Source organism: Rhodoligotrophos appendicifer (assembly GCF_007474605.1).
Taxonomy (GTDB): Bacteria; Pseudomonadota; Alphaproteobacteria; order Rhizobiales; family Im1; genus Rhodoligotrophos; species Rhodoligotrophos appendicifer.
Window position 1 is genome coordinate 129,367 of record NZ_VHKL01000010.1, and the last position, 20,161, is coordinate 149,527.

General features: G+C 61.0%; 15 protein-coding genes. 6 read left to right on the forward strand and 9 right to left on the reverse strand.

Annotated elements, in window-relative coordinates:
• Nucleotide 1: 1 nt before the first annotated feature.
• Nucleotides 2-1,831 carry a CHASE2 domain-containing protein gene (locus FKM97_RS21360; protein ID WP_144294472.1) on the forward strand — a complete coding sequence of 610 codons (1,830 nt, stop codon included), beginning with the start codon at nucleotides 2-4 and terminating at the stop codon, nucleotides 1,829-1,831.
• Nucleotides 1,832-1,851: 20 nt separating this feature from the next.
• Here the strand turns inward: FKM97_RS21360 and FKM97_RS21365 are convergent, their stop codons facing one another.
• Complete coding sequence (locus tag FKM97_RS21365; protein ID WP_144294473.1) at nucleotides 1,852-2,787, reverse strand: NAD(P)-binding domain-containing protein; 936 nt, start codon at nucleotides 2,785-2,787, stop codon at nucleotides 1,852-1,854.
• The gene (locus FKM97_RS21370) at nucleotides 2,787-4,460 is read right to left on the reverse strand and encodes an FAD-dependent oxidoreductase (protein ID WP_144294474.1); all 1,674 of its coding nucleotides are present in this window, start codon (nucleotides 4,458-4,460) and stop codon (nucleotides 2,787-2,789) included. The genes FKM97_RS21365 and FKM97_RS21370 overlap by 1 nt, the downstream gene beginning before the upstream one ends.
• Before the next feature lie 271 nt (nucleotides 4,461-4,731).
• Here FKM97_RS21370 and FKM97_RS21375 point away from each other — a divergent pair, with 271 nt between their 5' ends.
• The 5 genes from FKM97_RS21375 (at nucleotide 4,732) to FKM97_RS21395 (ending at nucleotide 11,864) form a co-directional block, all read left to right on the forward strand.
• Nucleotides 4,732-5,931, forward strand: a complete 1,200-nt coding sequence (locus tag FKM97_RS21375; RefSeq protein ID WP_144294475.1) for an efflux RND transporter periplasmic adaptor subunit — start codon at nucleotides 4,732-4,734, stop codon at nucleotides 5,929-5,931.
• A 13-nt stretch (nucleotides 5,932-5,944) separates the two neighbouring features.
• Nucleotides 5,945-9,094: an efflux RND transporter permease subunit gene (locus tag FKM97_RS21380; protein WP_144294476.1), complete on the forward strand. Its 3,150-nt coding sequence runs from the start codon at nucleotides 5,945-5,947 to the stop codon at nucleotides 9,092-9,094.
• 33 nt (nucleotides 9,095-9,127) lie between these two features.
• The gene (locus FKM97_RS21385; RefSeq protein WP_144294477.1) at nucleotides 9,128-9,817 is read left to right on the forward strand and encodes a TetR/AcrR family transcriptional regulator; all 690 of its coding nucleotides are present in this window, start codon (nucleotides 9,128-9,130) and stop codon (nucleotides 9,815-9,817) included.
• Nucleotides 9,818-9,947: 130 nt separating this feature from the next.
• Nucleotides 9,948-11,237: an MFS transporter gene (locus FKM97_RS21390; RefSeq protein ID WP_144294478.1), complete on the forward strand. Its 1,290-nt coding sequence runs from the start codon at nucleotides 9,948-9,950 to the stop codon at nucleotides 11,235-11,237.
• A gap of 96 nt (nucleotides 11,238-11,333) precedes the next feature.
• Nucleotides 11,334-11,864, forward strand: coding sequence for a carboxymuconolactone decarboxylase family protein (locus FKM97_RS21395; protein ID WP_144294479.1), 531 nt, complete (start codon nucleotides 11,334-11,336; stop codon nucleotides 11,862-11,864).
• Nucleotides 11,865-11,927: 63 nt separating this feature from the next.
• Here the strand turns inward: FKM97_RS21395 and FKM97_RS21400 are convergent, their stop codons facing one another.
• From FKM97_RS21400 to FKM97_RS21430, 7 genes are read right to left on the reverse strand one after another with little or no spacing between them, the layout of a single operon-like run.
• A complete protein-coding gene (locus FKM97_RS21400) occupies nucleotides 11,928-13,523 on the reverse strand; it encodes an adenylate/guanylate cyclase domain-containing protein (protein WP_144294480.1) in 1,596 nt (531 codons plus the stop codon).
• A 30-nt stretch (nucleotides 13,524-13,553) separates the two neighbouring features.
• Nucleotides 13,554-13,928, reverse strand: coding sequence for a response regulator (locus FKM97_RS21405; protein WP_144294481.1), 375 nt, complete (start codon nucleotides 13,926-13,928; stop codon nucleotides 13,554-13,556).
• 36 nt (nucleotides 13,929-13,964) lie between these two features.
• A complete protein-coding gene (locus FKM97_RS21410; protein WP_428977930.1) occupies nucleotides 13,965-16,718 on the reverse strand; it encodes a response regulator in 2,754 nt (917 codons plus the stop codon).
• A 5-nt stretch (nucleotides 16,719-16,723) separates the two neighbouring features.
• Complete coding sequence (locus tag FKM97_RS21415; protein ID WP_246105208.1) at nucleotides 16,724-17,524, reverse strand: Tll0287-like domain-containing protein; 801 nt, start codon at nucleotides 17,522-17,524, stop codon at nucleotides 16,724-16,726.
• Entirely contained in the window at nucleotides 17,505-18,506 is a 1,002-nt protein-coding gene (locus FKM97_RS21420) for an ABC transporter ATP-binding protein (RefSeq protein WP_281290136.1), read from the reverse strand. Before FKM97_RS21420 ends, FKM97_RS21415 begins: the two co-directional genes overlap by 20 nt.
• Nucleotides 18,503-19,375 carry an ABC transporter ATP-binding protein gene (locus FKM97_RS21425; protein WP_144294484.1) on the reverse strand — a complete coding sequence of 291 codons (873 nt, stop codon included), beginning with the start codon at nucleotides 19,373-19,375 and terminating at the stop codon, nucleotides 18,503-18,505. Before FKM97_RS21425 ends, FKM97_RS21420 begins: the two co-directional genes overlap by 4 nt.
• Before the next feature lie 5 nt (nucleotides 19,376-19,380).
• Entirely contained in the window at nucleotides 19,381-20,154 is a 774-nt protein-coding gene (locus FKM97_RS21430) for an ABC transporter permease (protein ID WP_144294485.1), read from the reverse strand.
• Nucleotides 20,155-20,161 lie beyond the last annotated feature (7 nt).

Consider the following 20,161-nt stretch of genomic DNA (forward strand, 5'->3'; position numbering starts at 1 on the left):
GATGCACCGCCTGCTCCAACGCCGCGGCGCAATGGCGTTGGCCTTGCTCGGGGCGCTGGCCTGGACCGCGCTTCTCTCGACCTGGCATTTTTACGGTCGAAGTACTGTCCTCGATCGTGTGGAAGCTCAAAGCGTCGACCTTCGCTTCCTGGCGTCTGGACAGCGAACACCGCCGCCCAATCTCGTCATCGTCGCCATCGATGACAGAACGGTCGCCGCGGTCGGGCAGTATCCCCTGCCGCGGGACCGCATGGCCGACCTCATCGGCACGATCGCGGCACAGTCACCCGCCGCGATCGCCGTGGACATCCTGTTCCTCGAGCAGGGTAGCGCAGAGGGTGACGCTTCGCTGGCAGGAGCGCTGAAATCATGGCCGAGCGTCATCGGCGCCGTCGGCGTCTTCGACGGCTCGGACCAGGGCGCAACCCTTACGCCCAGCTCTGCCAATGTAATCCTTCCAGCGGAACCCATGCGATCGGCTGCGCTGATCGGATTGGTGAACATCGCCACGGACATCACCGGCACCCCTAGGCACATTCCCTTGCTGTTCCAAACTCCAGACGGCCTTCTTCCCGCCTTTCCCCTGGCCGCCGCGATGGTCGCGGCAAAGGAGGGCCCGCAGATCGGCCACGACGAGATCGTTGTCGGAAAGCACCGGATCGCGGTGGATCTCGGGCAGAGCCTTGCCCTGCGCTTCTACGGACCGCCTCGCACGATCTCCACCCTGAGCGCCTCGGATGTCCTTGCCTCGCACTCTGTAAACCTCAGGGACAAAATCGTCGTCATCGGGGCCACTGCAATCGGCAGTGGCGACACCTTCGCGACCCCTTTTGCCCCCGTCGTTCCAGGGGTTGAGATTCTGGCGACCGCGATCGGCAACCTGACGGACGGCGGTCTCGTTCGTACCAAGACCATCCGGATGCTGGATATCCTGGCAGCCGCATTGCTTGCGGTGGCGTCGATCCTGCTCATTACCGTTCGGCGCACGGTCCTCGGTTTGGCAACGGCTCTCCTGGCCTACGCCGTATGGATCGCGATCGCGTTTGCAGCCTTTCCTTATGGGCTTTGGTTCAGCATCAGCGTACCGCTCGGCGCAGCTCTACCGCCCGCCCTGATCTATGCGGGTTTCTGCCTTTGGATCGATCGGAAGCGGGCCACCGCGGCAGAGGCCATCGGGGCGCAGTTGCTCGTCTTTCAGCCGAAAATTCTGACTGAGCAGCTGATCGAGGACCCAGGCTTTCTCGCCGAACCGGTGGAACGGGATGTGGGCGTCCTGTTCATCGATCTCTCTGGCTTCACGACGCTGAGCGAACGGCTGAAGGCATCCCGCACGCGTGAGGTCCTGAAGAGCTTTCATGCCATGATCGACCAAACCGTTTCGGCGCATAACGGGTTCGTGGCTGCCTTCATGGGGGATGGCGCGATGGCAGTTTTCGGTTTCCCGCGCGCTTCGGCCGACAGCGCTGCACAGACGATTGGTGCTGCATTGGAACTCGAGAGGGAAGTCGAGATTTGGGGGACCGACCCGGTCTTCGGCTCCGCTCCCATGCGGTGCCGCATCGGTGTCCATTACGGACCGGTCGTGCTTTCGCGCCTGGGAAGCGACGTCCATCAACACATCACGGCTACCGGGGATACCGTGAACACGGCAAGCCGGCTCATGGAGATCGCAAAGGAGCAGGCCGTTACCATCGTCGTCAGCCATGATGCCTATCTGGCTGCCCATCAACAGGATCAAGGGATCGTTGATCTCGGCCCGCCGTCGACGGTGCCCATACGAGGGCGCCGGGAGCCCATCGTCGTGCATTATCGCGCCAAGGCGGCCGACTGACGCGCTCGGGGATACTCCTGCTACATCAAGCCGAGCTTCTGCAGCACCAGCTTGGTTATGGCGGCATCCGCCATCGCCAATCCGGGCGGGACATAGCCTATGGTTCTGTTCGGGTCCCAGGCCACGGCAGACTTTCCTGAGACGGCGGCCGCCAAATCCGAATCGAAGGAGCGCTTGATCGGTACCATCCCAGAGGCCACGAGACCCTTGGTCTGGACCGCATCGTCGGTCGTCATAGAATCGAAAGCGGCGACCGTTTCCGGCTGCCACGGTTTGCCGAGGTCGACACCGATGGCCAATGCACCGCCACGAAGCTTTCCGCAGTCGATAAAGGGGGCCTCCTGCATTCCCAGCGGCACCATTCCCACGACAATATCGGCCTCGTAAATGGCGTCGGAGCCCGCCTCTGCCACCTCGACTTCAAGCCCGCGGGCCTCGACTTCATCGGCATATTTCCGCGCGGACTGCTCCGTGCGGCTCACGGCGATGATACGCTTGAGCGGGCGGACGGCGAGCAGCGCATCAAGATGCGTCCGCGCCTGCAATCCACAGCCGATCATGGCCACAGTGTCAGCGCCCGGGGCTGCCCAGTAATCGGCGCCAAGGGCTGAGACCGCTGCCGTCCTGAAACCCGTCAGCCAGGAAAAATCGAGGAAAGCCAAAGTCTCGGCGGTGATGGCATGGGTCGCGATGAGCTGGGCATTGATGTATTTGCCGGCGGCCTTGGAGGCCGGGGTGGACGCGACCCATTTGACCACGGCGATGTCATCCAGGACGGCCGGCATCGCATGGAAAAAGCCGCCGCCGGCCGTGTGCAATCCGATCTTGGCCACAACGGGATCAGCAGCCTCGGCTCTTCTGCGAAAGGCCGCCCGCAGAGCATCCAGGCCCTCCTCATAGGTCAGGCCGATGCCGATCAGCCGATCGTCGGTCAGATAGGGCGGAGTCTTGCTCATCAATCATCACCCCGGTTGGTCATCAAAAGGCTTTCTCCACAGACGAAGCCCCAGGTCAAGTTGGGGCCGATCGTGGTTCCCGCGCCGATCGCAAGCGTCCCTATGGGATTGGCCATGGCCAGGCCGGCGGCATAGAGGCCAGGAATGACACTTCGGTCCGGCCGCAGCACTTCACCGCGAATATTGGTCCGCGCCCCGCCCTTGGTGCCCATGATCGAGCGATTTACCGACATGGCATAGTAGGGGGGTTTCTCGATGGTGCCGAAGGCGTTCTCCGTGCCACCCGCCTTGAAGCTCTCCCACGCGCCCTCGCCGCGGTGGAAGTCGTCATCGCGGCCCTGCTCGCAGAACCGGTTGAAGCGCGCGACGGTCTCCTTGAGCACATCAGCGGGAAGCCCCGTCTTGCCGGCGAGTTCCTCCAGCGTGTTCGCCTTGACGATCCAGGATGGATCCTTCCTCGCATACCACAGGAACGGAAGCGACAATCGCATGTAACGCTGGTCGGTAATCATCCAGATCGGCAGATGGACGGGTTCACCGGTCTCGGGATCGCGTCGGTCTATGGCTTTGCCGATGTTGAAATCATACTCGCTGGCAAAGCGCTTGCCCGTTCGATCCACCATGATCGCATGGGGCTCCGCCTGATAGGTCATGGGAATGCCGTGCAGCTCGCCCTCATAGCGCGTCGGCAAGGTCGGATAGACGTTGGCCTGATCCATCCGATCCAACGCGGCTCCCGCTTTCTGCGCGAGCAACTGACCGTCGCCAGAATTGGTGCGGGGGCTTCCAATGCGATCCAAGGGTCCCGGAAAATGCTTCGAGAAGAGCTCCTTGTTCCATTCGAACCCACCCGTCGCCAGGACTACGCCGCGACGGGCGTGGACGCTGCGACGCTTTCCGCCCGTCTCGGCGACGACGCCGCGGATGCGGCCGTCATCCTCATCCTGAATCAGCTCCACGACCCGTGTCTCAAGCTCGAAGCGGCAGCCCTTGTCGAGGCACCCCTTGATGAGACCGATCATCAAGGCGTTGCCCATGGCCCGGGTTTGGGTGAGATACCGCCAGATCAATTTCGGCCAGAGCTTCAGGAAGACGGAAATCGGACTGTGGTAGAGGTCACCATCATAGACTTCCTGATAGGTGAAAAGTTGCGGAAGGGTCGATCGGCGCAGCTTCGGCCCGTAGCGGCCGAGGAGCCTCCTGCTCAATGGCTTGGGAGACAGCATCCGAGTCATGGATCCCTTGCCGCCCGGCCTGTCTGCAAAGATGTCCGGTTCTTCAGCCAGGGCAAATTCCAGTGGCGTTTCCTGCTCCAGGAATTCGAGCATCCGCGGAGCCGTGGCGATAAACTTCTGCCAGTGCTCGTCTTCCTCCGCATGCCAGCCTTCCGGAGAGGCGCTGCGAATATACTCCAGGGCCTCCTCCTGGCTGTCCGCCATGCCGGCTCGCCGGGCCACGTGATTGGCCGGGATCCATGTTCCGGATCCTGACATCGCGGATGTCCCGCCGAGCTTGTCGCTCTTCTCCAGGATGACAACGGACAACCCGCCTGTTGCTGCTCGCAAGGCCGCGGAGAGCGCCGCACTGCCCGACCCGACGATGACAACATCGAAGGTTTCTGCTTCAGGACGCGTTGCTCCATTTCCCGCGTGGGAATCGAGTTCCGATATCATTCTGGTTTTCCGACAAGGATCATCACTGGCGAGATCTAGGGGCCATAAAATCCAACTGTCCAGCGCTTTCGCCGAAGGACCCCACGAAACCGTGAAGGTCCAATTCCTAAAAAAGGAACGAGATAGTTCTTTTTAATTTCTGCGACAGGTCGTATATCGCTGTTCACGCTGGCCAGCATCGAGAGATGCCAGAAGACCGGCAGAAGAAAACATCCAGGACATAGGCGACAGGGATTTGACGCTGCCTTTTGCGGCGGTGGAAAGGTGTCGAATGCAGAAGGTCGGACGTATCTGCGCAGTGTTGATGTTGCTGGCCGCCGGCCCATTGCTCGCCGCTTGCGACGACAAGGCTGCCTCTCAGGCCGGGGGCGCCGAGCCGCCGCCTGCGAAAGTCAGCGTGATCGCCGTAAAGTCCGAATCTTTGCCCATCCTGAATGAGTTGCCAGGGCGCATCGCTCCGACCCGGATCGCGGAGGTTCGCCCCCGCGTGTCGGGAATCCTCGTCGACCGGGTCTTCCAGCAAGGCAGCCAGGTGAAGGAAGGCGATATCCTCTATCGCATCGATCCAGAACCGTTTCGCGTGCGAGTTGCCAGCGCGGAGGCTTCTCTGCAGCGGGCTCAATCGACTTTGCTGCAGGCACAGCAGACGGCCGGTCGTATCGACCAGCTCACGCAGCAACGTGTTGCCAGCCAGCAGCAGCAGGACGACGCCGTCGCGGCGGTTGCACAGGCCCAGGCTGATGTCGCAAGCGCCAAGGCACAGCTCGATACGGCGAAACTCGATCTCAGATATTCGGATATCACTGCTCCGATCAGCGGAGTCATTGGGCGCGCAATGATCACCGAGGGAGCTCTTGTCAATTCCTCGGGGACCGAACCCCTTGCAATCATCCGCCAGCTCGATCCCGTTTATGCGGATTTCACCCAATCGGTGAACGAGCTCATGAAGTTGAGGCGATCCACCGAGTCCGGCGACGTCAATCGCCCCGACGAGGCTCGGGTCAGGCTGATCTTCGATGACGGGACCCCGTACGAACATGATGGGAAGGTCCTGTTCTCGGAGGCAACCGTCGACATCACGACGGGGCAAGTGATCCTGAGGGGAGAATTTCCCAACCCAAACGGAGAGTTGCTGCCGGGAATGTATGTGCGGGTGCAGATCGAACAAGGCATTCAGCCTGATGCGATCGCCGTGCCGCAGCAATCGGTGCAGCGAGACACGGCCGGTCATTCGCAACTCTATGTCGTCGGGGAAGATTCCGTCCCCGAGCTGCGGACCGTCACCGCCGGACGGCTTCTCGGAGACCGGTGGGTGATCGATAGCGGATTAAAGCCCGGCGATCAGGTGGTCGTGGAAGGTTTCCAGAAGATCCGTCCCGGCGCCAAAGTCCAAGCCGAGGCCTGGGTCCCGCCCAGCGCGAGCGGCACGCCCAAGCAGGCTGCGATGTTGCCGACACCGGCCGTCGAATAGAGATCGGGTTCCCATGCCAAGTTTTTTCATCGACCGTCCGGTCTTTGCCTGGGTGGTGGCCCTGTTCATCGTCATCGCCGGCGCGATCGCCATTCCCTTGATGCCGATCTCCCAATACCCGTCGGTCGCACCGCCACAGATCTCGATCAACACCAGCTATCCGGGGGCTTCCCCGGAAGACATCTATCAGAGCGTCACCCGCCTGGTCGAAGAGGAACTCAACGGTGCCGCCGGGCTGCTCTATTACGAGTCCACATCAGACGCTTCAGGCGGGGTCGAGATCACGGCCACGTTCGAGCCCGGGACCAGTCCCATCTTTGCGCAGGTCGACGTCCAGAACCGGATCGCCAGGGTCGAACCGCGATTGCCGCAGGAAGTGGCCCAACAGGGTATCCGCGTCGAGCAGGCCGGGGCCGGATTTCTCATGGTCGTCTCCCTGACCTCGACCGATGGCTCCGTCGACGCCATCGGCCTGGGGGATTATCTCAGCCGCAACGTGGTGAGCGAGATCCGGCGGGTGCCCGGTGTCGGCCGCGCGCAATTGTTCGCCACCGAGCGATCGATGCGGATCTGGATCGATCCCGACAAGATGGTCGGCTTCAGCCTCACTCCCGACGACATCACCAATGCCATCCGCGCGCAGAACGCGCAGGTCGCCGCGGGGCGCGTCGGGGCCCTGCCGAACCCGATCACGCAGCAGATATCGGCCACCGTTCTTGTGAAGGGGCAACTGACCTCGCCCGAGGAGTTCGGCAACATCGTGCTGCGCGCGAACCGGGACGGTTCGACCGTGCGGCTCAAGGACGTTGCCCGCGTCGAGGTGGGTGGGCAGGACTACAATTTCTCGACCCGCCTGAACGGTGACCCCAGCGCCGCCATCGGGGTGCAGCTTTCTCCCACCGGCAATGCCTTGAATACCTCGAAGGCCGTCAAGGCCCGCATGGAAGAGCTCAAAGGCTTTTTTCCGCCTGGGGTCGAGTATTCGATTCCCTATGACACTTCGCCATTCGTCGCCATTTCCATCGAAAAGGTCATGCACACGCTGCTCGAGGCGGTGGCGCTGGTGTTCGTGGTGATGTTCCTGTTCCTGCAGAACTTTCGCTACACGATCATTCCGACGCTGGTGGTGCCGGTGGCGCTGTTGGGAACAGTCGCCGTCATGTTGGCGCTCGGCTTCTCCATCAATGTGCTCACCATGTTCGGCATGGTGCTCGCTATCGGCATTCTGGTCGACGACGCGATCGTGGTCGTCGAGAATGTGGAGCGGATCATGGCTGAAGAGGGGCTGCCTCCGAAGGAGGCGACCCGGAAGGCCATGGGGCAAATCACGGGTGCGGTCATCGGCATCACGCTGGTCCTGACGTCGGTGTTCATTCCGATGGCGTTCTTTCCGGGTGCCGTCGGTGTGATCTACAAGCAGTTCAGCCTGACCATGGTGGCCTCAATCCTGTTCTCGGCGCTTCTGGCCCTGTCGCTGACGCCAGCGCTTTGCGCATCCTTCCTCAAGCCTGTCAAAAACCACGGCACTCCGAAGCGGGGCTTCTTCGGCTGGTTCAATCGGGGGTTCGATGAGACCTCACATGGCTATAGCGGCGCTGTAGGCTGGCTGATCCGTCGGGCGGGGCGGCTGATGATCGTCTATGCCGCCCTGCTCGTCGGTCTCGGCTACCTGTTCATCCAGCTGCCTTCGGCATTCCTGCCCAATGAGGATCAGGGCTACATCCTCGTCAATGTGCTCGCGCCGCCGGAGGCCAGCGCCAACCGCACGCAACAGGTGGTCGAGCAGATCGAACAGCACTTCATGAAGGAGCCGGGCGTGGCGCGCGTCGTCATGATCAAGGGGTTCAGTTTCCTGGGCGCCGGACAGAATGCTGCCCTCGCGTTCGTGACATTGAAGGACTGGAGCGAACGTGGCGCAAACGACAGCGCCCAGGCCATCGCCATGCGCGGAAACATGGCGATGTCCGGCATCAAAGACGCGATGGCCTTCTCGCTGTCACCTCCGCCAATCCAGGGGCTGGGCACATCGAATGGCTTCTCGTTCCGGCTTCAGGCGCGAGGTGGGCAGAGCCAGCAGGCCTTGGCAGCGGCCCGCGACCAGCTGATCGCTGCGGCCAATCAGAGCCCGGTGCTCACCGGCGTCTATGTGGAGGGGCTGCCTGACGCCGCCCAAGTCAATCTCGTCATCGACCGGGAGAAGGCGAACACGTTCGGTGTCACGTTTGCGGATATCAATTCCGCAATCACGACGACACTCGGCTCGTCCTATGTGAATGACTTCCCCAATTCCGGACGCATGCAGAGGGTCACCGTCCAAGCCGCCGAGGACAAGCGCATGAGCACGCAAGACCTGATGCGGCTCAATGTACGCAACGCCAGCGGCGGGATGGTCCCCTTGGCCTCCTTCGCCAGTGTCGAGTGGGAAAAGGGGCCGTCGCAGATCGTCGGCTACAATGGTTATCCCTCGATCCGGATCAGCGGGGAAGCCAAGCCCGGTTACTCCTCGGGAGATGCGATCACCGAGATGGAGCGACTGGTGGGAGAGCTTCCACCGGGCTTCGGCTTCGAATGGAGCGGCCAGTCTCTGCAGGAGATCCAGTCCGGTTCACAGGCTCCCTTCCTGATCGCGCTCTCCTGCGTGTTCGTCTTCCTCTGTCTTGCAGCGCTCTACGAGAGCTGGTCGATCCCGATTGCCGTGATGCTGGTGGTCCCCCTCGGCATCATCGGATCAGTTGTCGCGGTCATCCTGCGCGACATGCCCAATGACGTCTACTTCAAGGTGGGGCTCATCGCGATCATCGGTCTTTCCGCCAAGAACGCGATCCTGATCATCGAGTTCGCCAAGGACCTCATGAAGGAGGGCAAGCCGCTGAAGGAGGCGACCATAGAAGCAGCCCATCTGCGCTTTCGGCCGATCATCATGACGTCGCTCGCCTTCACACTGGGTGTCGTCCCGCTGGCCATCGCCACAGGCGCCAGTGCCGGGAGCCAGCAGGCGATCGGAACAGGCGTCATGGGCGGGATGATCTCGGCAACCGTGCTTGCTGTGTTCTTCGTGCCCGTCTTCTTCGTCTTCGTGACGAAGATCTTCTCCTGGCGACAAAACCGGAAGAAGATCGAAAGCACTGCCACCATTGATGAGGCACATCCAAAAACAAGCTAGCATGGGGCGCCGCGAACGGCTCGAGACACCAGAATGATTTCGTCACCTCAAAAGGGTTGCTGCATCGACAAGCGAGGGCGGGGACGCCCCAGCCTCGATCAGGCCCATTCATTGACCGACGATATCGTCGCTCAGGCGCTTGTGCTGTTCCGGCGCAACGGCTTTGCGGCCACAACGATGGATGAGGTCGCGGCCGCCACCGGTGCAGCCAAACATAGCATCTATCGCCGATTTTCTTCGAAAGAGGAGCTGTTCCGGGCTGCTGTCGCGTTTGATCGCGAGCGCTTGTTGCAGTCGGTCGCCGCCCTCAAGACCGATGAGAACGATCCACTCACGTCTTTGAGGCGGGTTGCGAGGACGTTGCTGCATATCGTTCTTGCGCCGGGAAACATCGATCTGTTCCGCATGTGCATCGCAGAGGCACAGCGCTTCCCGGTCATCAGTGCAGAATTCGCCGAAACCGGGCGGCAACTTCATTCGATTCTCGCGCCCCTCGTCGCGGCGGCCCAAGCGCAAGGAATGATGATCTCGGGCGATCCCACGCATATCGCAATTCGCCTGCATCACACCATCGTAGGCGAGGCGCTCATCGCCATGTTGCTTGGCGACTCGCAGTGTCCCAGCGCCAGAGATTGGGAAGCCTATTTCGATGAGGCCTGGGAGATGGCCATGACAGGGATAGCCCTCCCCTCCAGTCGGTGCACAGAGAGCTCCGAGCGCTGACCTCCAGGCTCGATGGGCGTTCAGGCAACCGGCGTCTCCATGACCTTCCCCAGAAAGCGGTTGACACCCGCCTATGATCGCCATCAATAGCGTGGATTAAATGATGATCATCATTTAATCGGGGACGCCCATGATTTCCACGTTGGTCGCCGGCGCTCTTAGACAGCGCAATATCCATTATGGGTGGGTTGTCGCAGGGGTCACCTTCCTGACCATGCTGGTGACTGCCGGTGCCGTGGGTGCGCCGGGCGTATTCATCGTTCCCTTGGAACGCGAGTATGGGTGGGCCGCGTCCGACATCTCCTCAGCGCTCGCCATCCGCTTCGCATTGTTCGGTCTGATGGGTCCCTTTGCGGCGGTTTTCATGAACCGGTTCGGCCTGCGCCGCATGGTGGTGATCGCCATGATGATCATCATCTCAGGCCTCGGCTTGTCCCTGTTCATGACAGAGATCTGGCAACTCGTCCTCTTGTGGGGCGTCGTGGTGGGCATCGGGACGGGCCTTACGGCAATCGTTCTCGGTGCGACGGTGGCCACGCGTTGGTTCTCATCGCGCAGGGGCCTGGTCGTCGGTCTGTTGTCGGCCAGCTCGGCAACGGGGCAGCTGGTGTTTCTGCCCTTGCTGGCAAGCATGACCGAAGCATTCGGATGGCGAACTTCCCTCGCCTTCGTCTGCGTCATGCTCGCGGTTGCGGCCTTGGCCGTGCTGTTGCTGATGCGTGACCGGCCTGCGGATCTCGGTCTGCCCGCCTATGGAGACACAGCACTCACGCCGACTCCCGTTCAGTCAGGCGGTCTCGGGGCACTGCTCCTGTCACCTCTCATCATCCTCCGTGACGCCGCGCGGACAGGTGTTTTCTGGGTGCTGTTCGGTACGTTCTTCATCTGTGGCGCCAGCACCAATGGGCTCATCCAGACACATTTCATCGCCATGTGCGGCGACTACGGAATTGCCGCGGTCAGCGCAGCCGGGCTGTTGGCCGTGATGGGTATCTTCGATTTCTTCGGCACCGTCGGATCGGGCTGGCTTTCCGACCGCTACGACAATCGCTGGCTGCTGTTCTGGTATTACGGCCTGCGCGGGATGTCGCTGCTGTTCCTGCCGTTCACCAATTTCTCCTTCTATGGGCTGTCCCTCTTTGCCGTCTTCTATGGGCTGGACTGGATCGCCACGGTGCCGCCGACCGTCAAGCTCACGGCTGAGAGATTTGGGCGAGAGAAAGCGAATGTCGTGTTCGGCTGGATATTCGCAGGCCACCAGCTCGGAGCGGCGGCGGCGGCTTATGGCGGAGGTTACAGCCGAACCGAATATGCAACATATCTGCCGGCGTTCTTCGCGGCCGGGCTGCTCTGTCTCGTCGGCGCCCTGCTTATCCTCACGGTCTCCCGGTCTCCCCGCGCCCACCTCAATCCGGCTTGAAGCGACGTTTCCCCTCTTGGTCAACGGGCCCTACGGCGCTAGAAGCTCCCATCTTCAACTCCGGCCACGGGCGCCGGAAAATACGGGGCCCTCGTGATGACCAACCGGTTCAAACCTTTCGATCCCAGTGAACTCACTCCCGAGCAGCGCGTGGTCTTCGACGATATCCGCTCCGGGAAACGGGGCACGGTTCCTTGGATCTTCCACCTGTTCCTGAACAGCCCCGATCTTGCCTCCCGCGTTCAACAGCTTGGGGCATTCTGCCGTTACGGCACGGGCCTTTCCGCCGAACTTTCGGAACTGGCGATCCTCATCGTCGCGAAGCATTGGGGTGCCGATTACGAGTGGTCGATCCACAAGGGGGAGGCTCTCAAAGCCGGGCTTTCCGCGGACATCATCGACGCTTTGGACGAGGGCCGGAAGCCTGACTTCACCGATCCCGATGCCGAACTGATCTATGATTTCGCCACCGTTTTCTTTGCCACGAGGGAGGTCCCAGATGAGATCTTCCAGAAAGCGGTCGGCAGATTCGGCAAGAAGACCGTCCTCGAACTCACCGCCGTGCTCGGCTATTATTCGATGCTGGCGATCGCCATCAGAGTGTTTCAGCTTCCAAACGAAGTCTAGAGCCTCGTCCGGGGCTCCGCGCCGCCAAGGCTCCGAGCCAAGGCACGTCCAAAGAGCTGCCGGCTATTTCGGCAGGAGGAAAGTCTCCATGACCCCTCGGCCCTTCAACGTGACCGAGCCCCGAGATTCGAATGCGTATCGGTCGCCTAAATTGCTGCGGACCACGTCGGAAACCTGGATCATGCGGGGGATCCCTGTTGTTTCCAACCGACTGGCAACATTCACGGTGTCTCCCCAGACATCGTAGATGAAACGGTGACGGCCGATGATGCCGGCGACGACGGGTCCGCTGTGAATCCCAATGCGGATCTGCATGGCCGGCCCGCCTTCAATCTCGTTGATCTGATCGACGGCCTCCAACATACCGCGCGCGAATTCGACCATCGCCTCCGCATGATCGGAACGCGGCTCAGGCAGGCCGGTCGCCGCCATGTATGAATCGCCGATCGTCTTGATCTTCTCCACACCAAGTTGCCGCGCCAGCGTGTCGAACTCGAAAAAGACCGCGTTTAGCTGGTCAACCAGCTGAGCCGGCGCCATGGAGGCGGCAATGGGCGTGAAGTCCACGATATCGGCAAACAGGATGGAGGCCGCCTCGAAGCGGTCAGCGATCACCGTCTCGCCGGCATTCAGACGCAAGACCACCGGGTAAGGCAGGATGTTACTGAGGAGGGCCTCGGAACGGTCTCGTTCAGCAGTCAGTCTGGTCAGGTAGTCACGCTCCCGATCCCGCCACCGTTTGCGCTCCAGGGACGCATTGATACGAGCCCTCAGCAGCACGGGATTGAAGGGCTTGGGCAGATAGTCCTCGGCACCAAGCTCTATGCAGCGGATGACGGCGTCGGATTCGCTCAGGCCGGAGATCATGATGACCGGGGTGTCGCGCCAGCGCGGGTCGACCTTCAGGCGCTCCAAAACCTCAATTCCATTCATGCCGGGCATCAGCAGGTCGAGGAGGATCAGGTCGAAGCTCTCTCTTTCCAGGATGTCCAATGCATCCTGCCCCGACGACGCCGCGATGACGACGTGGCCATCGTGGACGAGGCGGCGGCCGAGAACCTCCCTGTTGCTCTCGTTGTCATCAACCGTGAGAATCCTGCCAACGGTTGTGTTCTTCGCCGTGTGGTTGTCGAGCTTGAGAGTTTTCATCAGCCTAGCCACGGCCGCATCGGCTGCTCGAACCGCGTCGTTCTCTGCTGCTACTTCATCCTCCGCGCCGGCTCCGGGCCTGCTGAGATTGACGATCACATCGATGCGCCCCAGCAACTGCCTCGCCTCATTCAGCAAGCGCTCCAGATCCGGCAAGAGTTCCTGACCGCAGGATCCGTCATTCAAGTCCTCCACGACCATTTCGCTATAGCCGATGATGGCGTTCAGCGGGGTCCTCAAGTCGTGTTGCAGCTTGGCCTCGGCGCTGACGGGATCGCCTTCCATGGTTTCGAGCGTGAAGTCGGGGTCGCGAAGTTGATCAACCAACGCGTTGAGCGCCCCCGCCGCCGACATTACCCGCTCCAGAGACGGCTGGATGTCAGCCAAGCCCAGTCTTTGGGCCTCTTCCACAAGGATTTCCTGATAGGTGACGATGGCGCGGACCGGCGTGATCAGATCCTGCCAGAGGATAGCAAATCGCGCTCGCCGCTCGAAATCTTGTACCGGCATTTCATTCACTCAAGCGGACTGGCCGCCGACTTAGCTGGCTGCCGCCGTCAGCAGCCGGGACATCTTTTCCAATAGGCGCGGCAACTCGATGGGCTTCGTATCGTAGTCGTCGCAACCGGCCGCCTCTGCCTTCTCCTTGTCGGCGGCCATCGCATGGGCCGTCAACGCGATGATCGGTATCTTTGCTGTCTCCGGATTGGCCTTCAACTGCTGTGTCGCCTGCCAACCATCCAGAACCGGCAGGCTCATATCCATCAAGACGAGATCGGGCTGCTCACTAATGGCCATGGCAACACCAACGGCGCCATCTTCCGCAATGAGAACATCGTAGCCGTTCCGGATCAGGCGACGGGACAGCATATCACGGTTCATCTCATTATCCTCAACCAACAGGATGCGAACCATACTACCTGCTCCCAATCTTCGACTTCACGGCATTCGTCATTGCGGGACTCGTTCCTTCGTCGAAGCGGCCTGACGAGATGCGTCCACCATCGTCCGCAGCGCCGCAATCAATTCTGTTTTCCCGTATGCTCCCTTCTGGAAGACTTCCAGAGCATGGCCACGAAGCCAGTCCTGCTCCTCATGGGTGAGGTCCTTCGAGGTGATCACAAAAACAGGAATATCGCAGCCGTCCGTGTCCTGCTGCATGGCTTGCAGCATCTCGAAGCCATTCATTTCCGGCATGATCAGATCGAGCAAGATCACGGCAGGCCTGAGGCGGCGGAGCTCCGCCAGCCCCTCGGCACCGTTGCCCGCCACTCGCACCGTCCACCCCTGCCGAACAAGCATCCGCCGGAGAACATCCTGCGTCCCTTGGTCGTCGTCCACGATGAGGATGTCCTGGCCTGCTTCGGCCTGGCGGATGCGGCCGAGCACTCGCGCCAGTTCCTGAGGATCAATCGGCTTCGTCAGATGCTCTGCTGCACCAAGGGCGAAACCCATGTCGCGATCGCCGAGGACGGTCACCAGGATCACCGGTATATGCGAGAGATCATCGTCCGCCTTCAGAGCTCGGAGAACACCCCAACCATCCAGGTCCGGCATGATGATGTCCAGAATGATCGCGTCTGGCCGCTTCTCCTTTGCGAGGCGAAGGCCATCGCGCCCTCCCACGGCATTGATGACCTGATACCCCTCTGCCTTGAGAGCACGAGCGATCGCTTCGCGAGAGCTCTTCTCATCGTCGATGATCAACACGGTCGCCGGCTTTTCCTCTGCCGCCAGGTGGGGCTGGTCGCCATCCTTCGATACCTGGGGCGCCGTCGCGGGCAGTTCGATGATGAAGGTCGAACCCGCGCCAGATGTACTTTCAGCACGCACGTCGCCCCCAAGCATCCGGCAGAAGTGCTTGGTTATGGCCAGACCGAGCCCGGTTCCTCCATAGGAATGCGCTGTCGATGCATCCGCTTGCGTGAAGGCCTGGAACAGACGGCCCAGCTGCTCGGGCGTCATTCCGATCCCCGTGTCGGAAACGCGAAACTCCATCCATTCCGCCCCGTCCTTCCCAACGAAGCGGCGTGCCGTCAGAGAAATCGTACCGTCCTTGGTAAACTTGGACGCGTTACTGAGCAGGTTGAACAGGTTCTGGCGCAGCTTCATCTGGTCGGACAGCATCATGCCGAGAGACGGGTCGACATCGATCACCAGAGTATTGTTGTTCTTCGTCACCAGCGGCGAGATGGTCGAATCCACCTGGCGCAGAAGCTCTGGCACATCGAATTGCTCGATAACGACATCCATCTTTCCGGCTTCGATCTTTGAGAAGTCCAGAATATCGTTGATCAGACCCAGCAGATGTTTCCCCGCAAAGCGGATCTTCCCGAGGTCCGGAACGAAATCGTCCTGGCCCAGATCCTCAGCCTCCTCGATGAGCATTTCGCTGTAGCCAATGATCGCGTTCAGCGGCGTCCTCAATTCATGGCTCATGTTGGCAAGGAACTGACTCTTCGCCTGGTTTGCCGCATCGGCCGCTTTCGTCGCTCCCTGCAGTTCCGCTTCGCGATGCTTCAGGTCGGTGATATCGGCCGTGACGATCACGGTCCCTCCGACGGGTGTGCGGCGCTCAGAAATTCGCACCCAGCGACCGTCAGACAGATGCTGTTCCGCAAACCCCTCTGCCTTCTGATGACGTTCGATGCGCTTCGCAACCCACTGTTCGGGCGAATTCTCGCCCAGGTCAATCAATCCCGCCTCAGCGACGAGGCGGAGAATATCGGCGAATTTCCGCCCTGGAACGACCGCGTCTGCCACGCCCGAATAGATGTGACGGTAGCGCTCATTCGCGATGACCAACCGGTCCTCGGCATCGAACAAAGCGAAGCCTTCAGAGATGGTCTCGATGGCCGTCTGAAGGGTGCGCGAGTGCTCCTCTGCCTCCGCTTCGAGCCGGGCACGCTCGGTAATGCTGTCGCGGAAGAGGCCCAGGGTGCGGGCCATGGTCCCGATCTCGTCACGGCCAGGAGGCGGGAGCGAAACATCGTAATTGCCCTCGATCATCGAGCTCATCGCCTTGTTGAGGCGGCCCAAGGGGGTCACGATGGAGCGGAACAAAATCAACGTCAGCCCGATGCCGACGAGGACAACAAGCGAGACCAGAATGGTCAATGTGCGGATGGCGGATTTGGAGCTGGCCATGGCCGCATCGCGGGCAGCCCAAGCCCGCTGGTGCAGTGTCTGAGCCAGCTCTTCGAGCCGCTTCTCGACATTGAAACTGTGAAGTCGTGCCTCCGCCAGGAGGGTGTTTCCGACGATACGCTTGTCATCGGTGTAGGCTTCCACCGCTTCCATGGCCTTCGCCATATAGGCATCCGTCTCGCGCCCGATGTCCTGCGCCACTGTCGGATCGGTCGCCTCGAGGACCTTCAGATATCCGTCGAGCTGGGACCGGGCCTGGGTGGCATTACGTTCCGAGATCGTCAGCAGGCTGACGGCGAGATCCGTCAGCCAATACCGAACATTACCAAATGCCGTATTGGCACCGTTCGCCGCTTCCAGCTGTTCGAACAGCTGCGTCGCACCGGCGATACGAGCGGAGGTACCATTCAATTCGCGAATGACGATGACATTGGTGATGATCAGCGCGGCCAACAGAAATGCGGAGAGCGCCGCGACGCGGATTGCAATCGACGAGTTCGGCCGCCAACGCGGTCTGCCGCTCGCCTGCGATGTCGGAGCCGAACCGATGTCATCCACGATGCTCATTGGTACAAGGTGATGCTTATTGCACCGCCCAGATCCCCTTCATGTCCCCCCTCCTTCGGATAGCCGGTTATATCCATCTCCCCCTTCGGCCCGCCGTGGCAGGTGAGACAGGAGCTCACATAGTAGTCCGGAACGAGAAGACGGAAGGCTTGGCGGCCATCGACCGTGGTCACCTCGCTGAAGGGTTCCCCCTTCTTCCACGTTCCGGTGTCGAATTTTTCAGTCAATACTAACTTTTCCCACGCATCTGGGCGCGCTTTTCGGAAGCGGACAAGATGCTCAGGGGCCGTGACTTTCATCTTGGCGATGTCGCCGGCGCGCGCTTCGAACTTCTCGTTCACCATGCGGCTGAAAAGGGCAGGAATGAATCCCTTGAACCCCGTCCCCTGCCCGTTGATGCTGTTTTGATTTTCACTCATGACGTCGCGAATGGCATCCATTTGCGCGCGGAGAAGCTTGCCCTCCTTGGTCTGGGGATCCGTCGCCTCGGGATCCTGGCCGGTGCGCTTCTGATAGATCGCCTTGGCTTCCTCGACAGTCCGCTCCGGAGTGAGGCCTTTGTCGCCCCGCGCAGGATCGTTGATGACGGGCTGCCACTGGGAAATCACCGTGCGCGCCGAGCGGAGGAACTCAGCCAGCTCCAGGGCCACCATCTCGTCGCTCTTCTCCTCCGGCGTTGCCGCTTTCATCGTCTCTGCAGTGGAGAACAGGAGGAGGGAAGCGATCGTCAAGACCGCCGAGAAGAACAGCAAACAAGAGCCGGCGCGCCCCGTCTGTTCAAGTATCCGCCATGTCATGGCATCGAATATCGTCGCGAATACAGGCGCTGAAGTGTTCAGGGCCCTTATTGCGGAAGGCCGGTACAGCTTCGGCGCAAGCCGGCAGAGCAAAGGGGCAGCGAGTCCTGAAAACGCACCCTGAGGGAGGGTTCACCGGATCAGGTAAATCACCCTTGAGAATGATGCGCTCTCGTTTTGCACCCGGGTCGGGGTTGGGCACGGCGGAGAGCAACGCCCGGGTATAGGGATGATGCGGGCTGCCGCAGATAACCTCCGCAGGCCCAATCTCCATGACCCTTCCGAGATAGACGATCGCAATACGATCGGAGAGGTCCTCCATCACGGCAAGATCGTGGGAGATGAACAGGATCGAGAGGCCAAGGCGCTTCCGCAAATCCTTGAGCAAGGCGATGATCTGAGCCTGAATGGACACGTCGAGGGCAGAGACCGGTTCGTCAGCCACGACCAATTGTGGGTTCACCGCCAACGCTCGGGCAATCACGATCCGCTGGCGTTGTCCGCCGGAGAGTTCGTGAGGCTTCCGGCTCAAGTAATCCGCATCGAGGGCGACCATCTCAAGCAGCTCGGCCGCTTTCTCCCGACGCTCCTTGCGACTCCTGCCCGTCTTCTGAACGATCAAGGGTTCCGACAGGATCTGCTCAATCGACATCCTGGGATTCAGCGAGGCGAAGGGATCCTGAAAGATGATCTGCGCATGACGGCGGAAGGCGTGCAGTTGGCGGCGATCGAATTTCGTGATGTCTTCGCCATTGAAGAGGATCTCGCCGCTGGTCGGTTCGACCAGTCTGAGAACCGCTCGCCCCAGGGTGGTCTTCCCCGACCCGGATTCACCCCCGATGCCGAGGACCTCATGGGATTTCAGGGTGAACGACACATCCTCCACCGCCCTGACGTGAGCCGTCGGGCGGGGGATCAGGCCTTTGCGGATTTCGAACCATTTGCGGAGGTTCCTCACCTCCAGAAGGGGTGCTTCCATCAGGTCCCCTCGACAGGCAAAGGACCTGACAGGTCAGCGGATTTCCGACGGAAGGCGCGGAGCCGCGGCACGGCGCTCAGGAGAGCTTTGGTATAAGGCATCTTGGGATCGTTGAAGAGCTCCATGACCGGCGCCTGTTCGACCACCTGGCCCGCGTTCATGACCAGCGCACGGTCCGCGATCTCTGCGACGAGGCCCAGATCGTGGGTCACGAACAAAATCGCCATCTTCGTGCGTTTCTGCAGCGTCTTGAGGAGATCGATGATCTGAGCCTGGATCGTCACGTCGAGGGCCGTGGTGGGCTCATCGGCGATCAAAAGACCCGGGTCGCAGGACAGCGCCATGCCGATCATCGCGCGCTGGCGCATTCCGCCGGATATCTGATGCGGATAGCTCTGCATCGTTTTGGCCGGGTTGGGCAGGCCAAGACGGCTCAACAAATCGAGGGCCTGCTCCCTTGCCACCGACTTCGATACTTTCTGGTGAGCAAGGATCTGCTCGGCAATCTGCGAACCGATCGTGTAGATGGGGTTGAGGGACGACATGGGCTCTTGAAAGATCATCGCGAGCTCGCTGCCCCGGAGCTTGCGCATCGCCCGGTCAGAGATCTTCAACAGGTCCTGGTTGCCCGACCTGGTCTCGAACTGGACCCTGCCCTTCATCGTGACATTCGAGTCGTAGCGGAGCAGCCCCATCAGGGCATGGCCGATCGTCGACTTGCCTGAACCGGACTCTCCGACCAGCGCTACAATTTCGCCAGGCATGACAGAGAAGCTGACGTCGCGCACGGCATCGACGACCTTGCCGCTTTTCAGCCTGAAGGTCACAGACAGATCTTGCACATCGAGCAATGGAGTTTTGCGTGGAGCCATAGACATCAGTCCACGCTCGAGCCAATGAGGTAGAAGCCGAGGACTGTTGCTCCGACGGCAGCCCCAGGCGCCAAGCTCATTGCGGGAAACAACGCCAGGAACTGAAAGCCCTCGCGCACCATGCTGCCCCAATCGGGGATTGGCGGCGGAACACCCAGACCCAAAAAGCTCAGGCTTGCGGAGGTGAAGATGGCGAAGGAGACCGTGATCGCAAACTGGGCCGCGACGATCCGCATGATATTCGGCCAAATGTGCCGCGTGACGATCCATGTCGCGGTGCCACCGACGGCGCGCGCGGCCTCGACATAGGTCGCCTCCCTGACGCTCATGGATTGGCCTCGCACCAGGCGGGCCACGGTCGGCCACATGACGAAGCCGAGGATCATGGCGAGATTCTCCACGGTGGCGCCCACCATGGCGGTAATGAGCAGCGCCAGCACCAAGCCGGGCAGAGCAATGAACAAATCGATGAACTGTACGAGGACAAGGTCGATTTTGCCGCCGGCATAGCCCGCTATCAGCCCGATCGGGACACCGAGGATGGTCGCCACGATCGCGGCTCCACACCCCACGACGAGTGAGATGCGGGCCCCGTAGAGGATCCGGGTGAGGATATCGCGACCGAGATCATCCGTGCCAAGCCAATGAGCAGCAGACGGACCCTGAAGAAAATCCATGCTGCTCTGGTAGGGATCATAGGGCGCGATGTAGGGCGCCAAGAGGCCGCACAGCGCGATCACCACGATGATGCCTGTGCCGAGAAGCCGTCTGCCGAGCATGCTTCCC

Coding starts and splice junctions, on each gene's coding strand:
- FKM97_RS21415 (WP_246105208.1), bottom strand. CDS start 17,524: ATGACATGGCGGATACTTGAACAGACGGGGCGCGCCGGCTCTTGTTTG.
- FKM97_RS21360 (WP_144294472.1), top strand. CDS start 2: ATGCACCGCCTGCTCCAACGCCGCGGCGCAATGGCGTTGGCCTTGCTC.
- FKM97_RS21365 (WP_144294473.1), bottom strand. CDS start 2,787: ATGAGCAAGACTCCGCCCTATCTGACCGACGATCGGCTGATCGGCATC.
- FKM97_RS21385 (WP_144294477.1), top strand. CDS start 9,128: ATGATTTCGTCACCTCAAAAGGGTTGCTGCATCGACAAGCGAGGGCGG.
- FKM97_RS21400 (WP_144294480.1), bottom strand. CDS start 13,523: ATGCCGGTACAAGATTTCGAGCGGCGAGCGCGATTTGCTATCCTCTGG.
- FKM97_RS21405 (WP_144294481.1), bottom strand. CDS start 13,928: ATGGTTCGCATCCTGTTGGTTGAGGATAATGAGATGAACCGTGATATG.
- FKM97_RS21370 (WP_144294474.1), bottom strand. CDS start 4,460: ATGATATCGGAACTCGATTCCCACGCGGGAAATGGAGCAACGCGTCCT.
- FKM97_RS21375 (WP_144294475.1), top strand. CDS start 4,732: ATGCAGAAGGTCGGACGTATCTGCGCAGTGTTGATGTTGCTGGCCGCC.
- FKM97_RS21425 (WP_144294484.1), bottom strand. CDS start 19,375: ATGGCTCCACGCAAAACTCCATTGCTCGATGTGCAAGATCTGTCTGTG.
- FKM97_RS21430 (WP_144294485.1), bottom strand. CDS start 20,154: ATGCTCGGCAGACGGCTTCTCGGCACAGGCATCATCGTGGTGATCGCG.
- FKM97_RS21380 (WP_144294476.1), top strand. CDS start 5,945: ATGCCAAGTTTTTTCATCGACCGTCCGGTCTTTGCCTGGGTGGTGGCC.
- FKM97_RS21395 (WP_144294479.1), top strand. CDS start 11,334: ATGACCAACCGGTTCAAACCTTTCGATCCCAGTGAACTCACTCCCGAG.
- FKM97_RS21390 (WP_144294478.1), top strand. CDS start 9,948: ATGATTTCCACGTTGGTCGCCGGCGCTCTTAGACAGCGCAATATCCAT.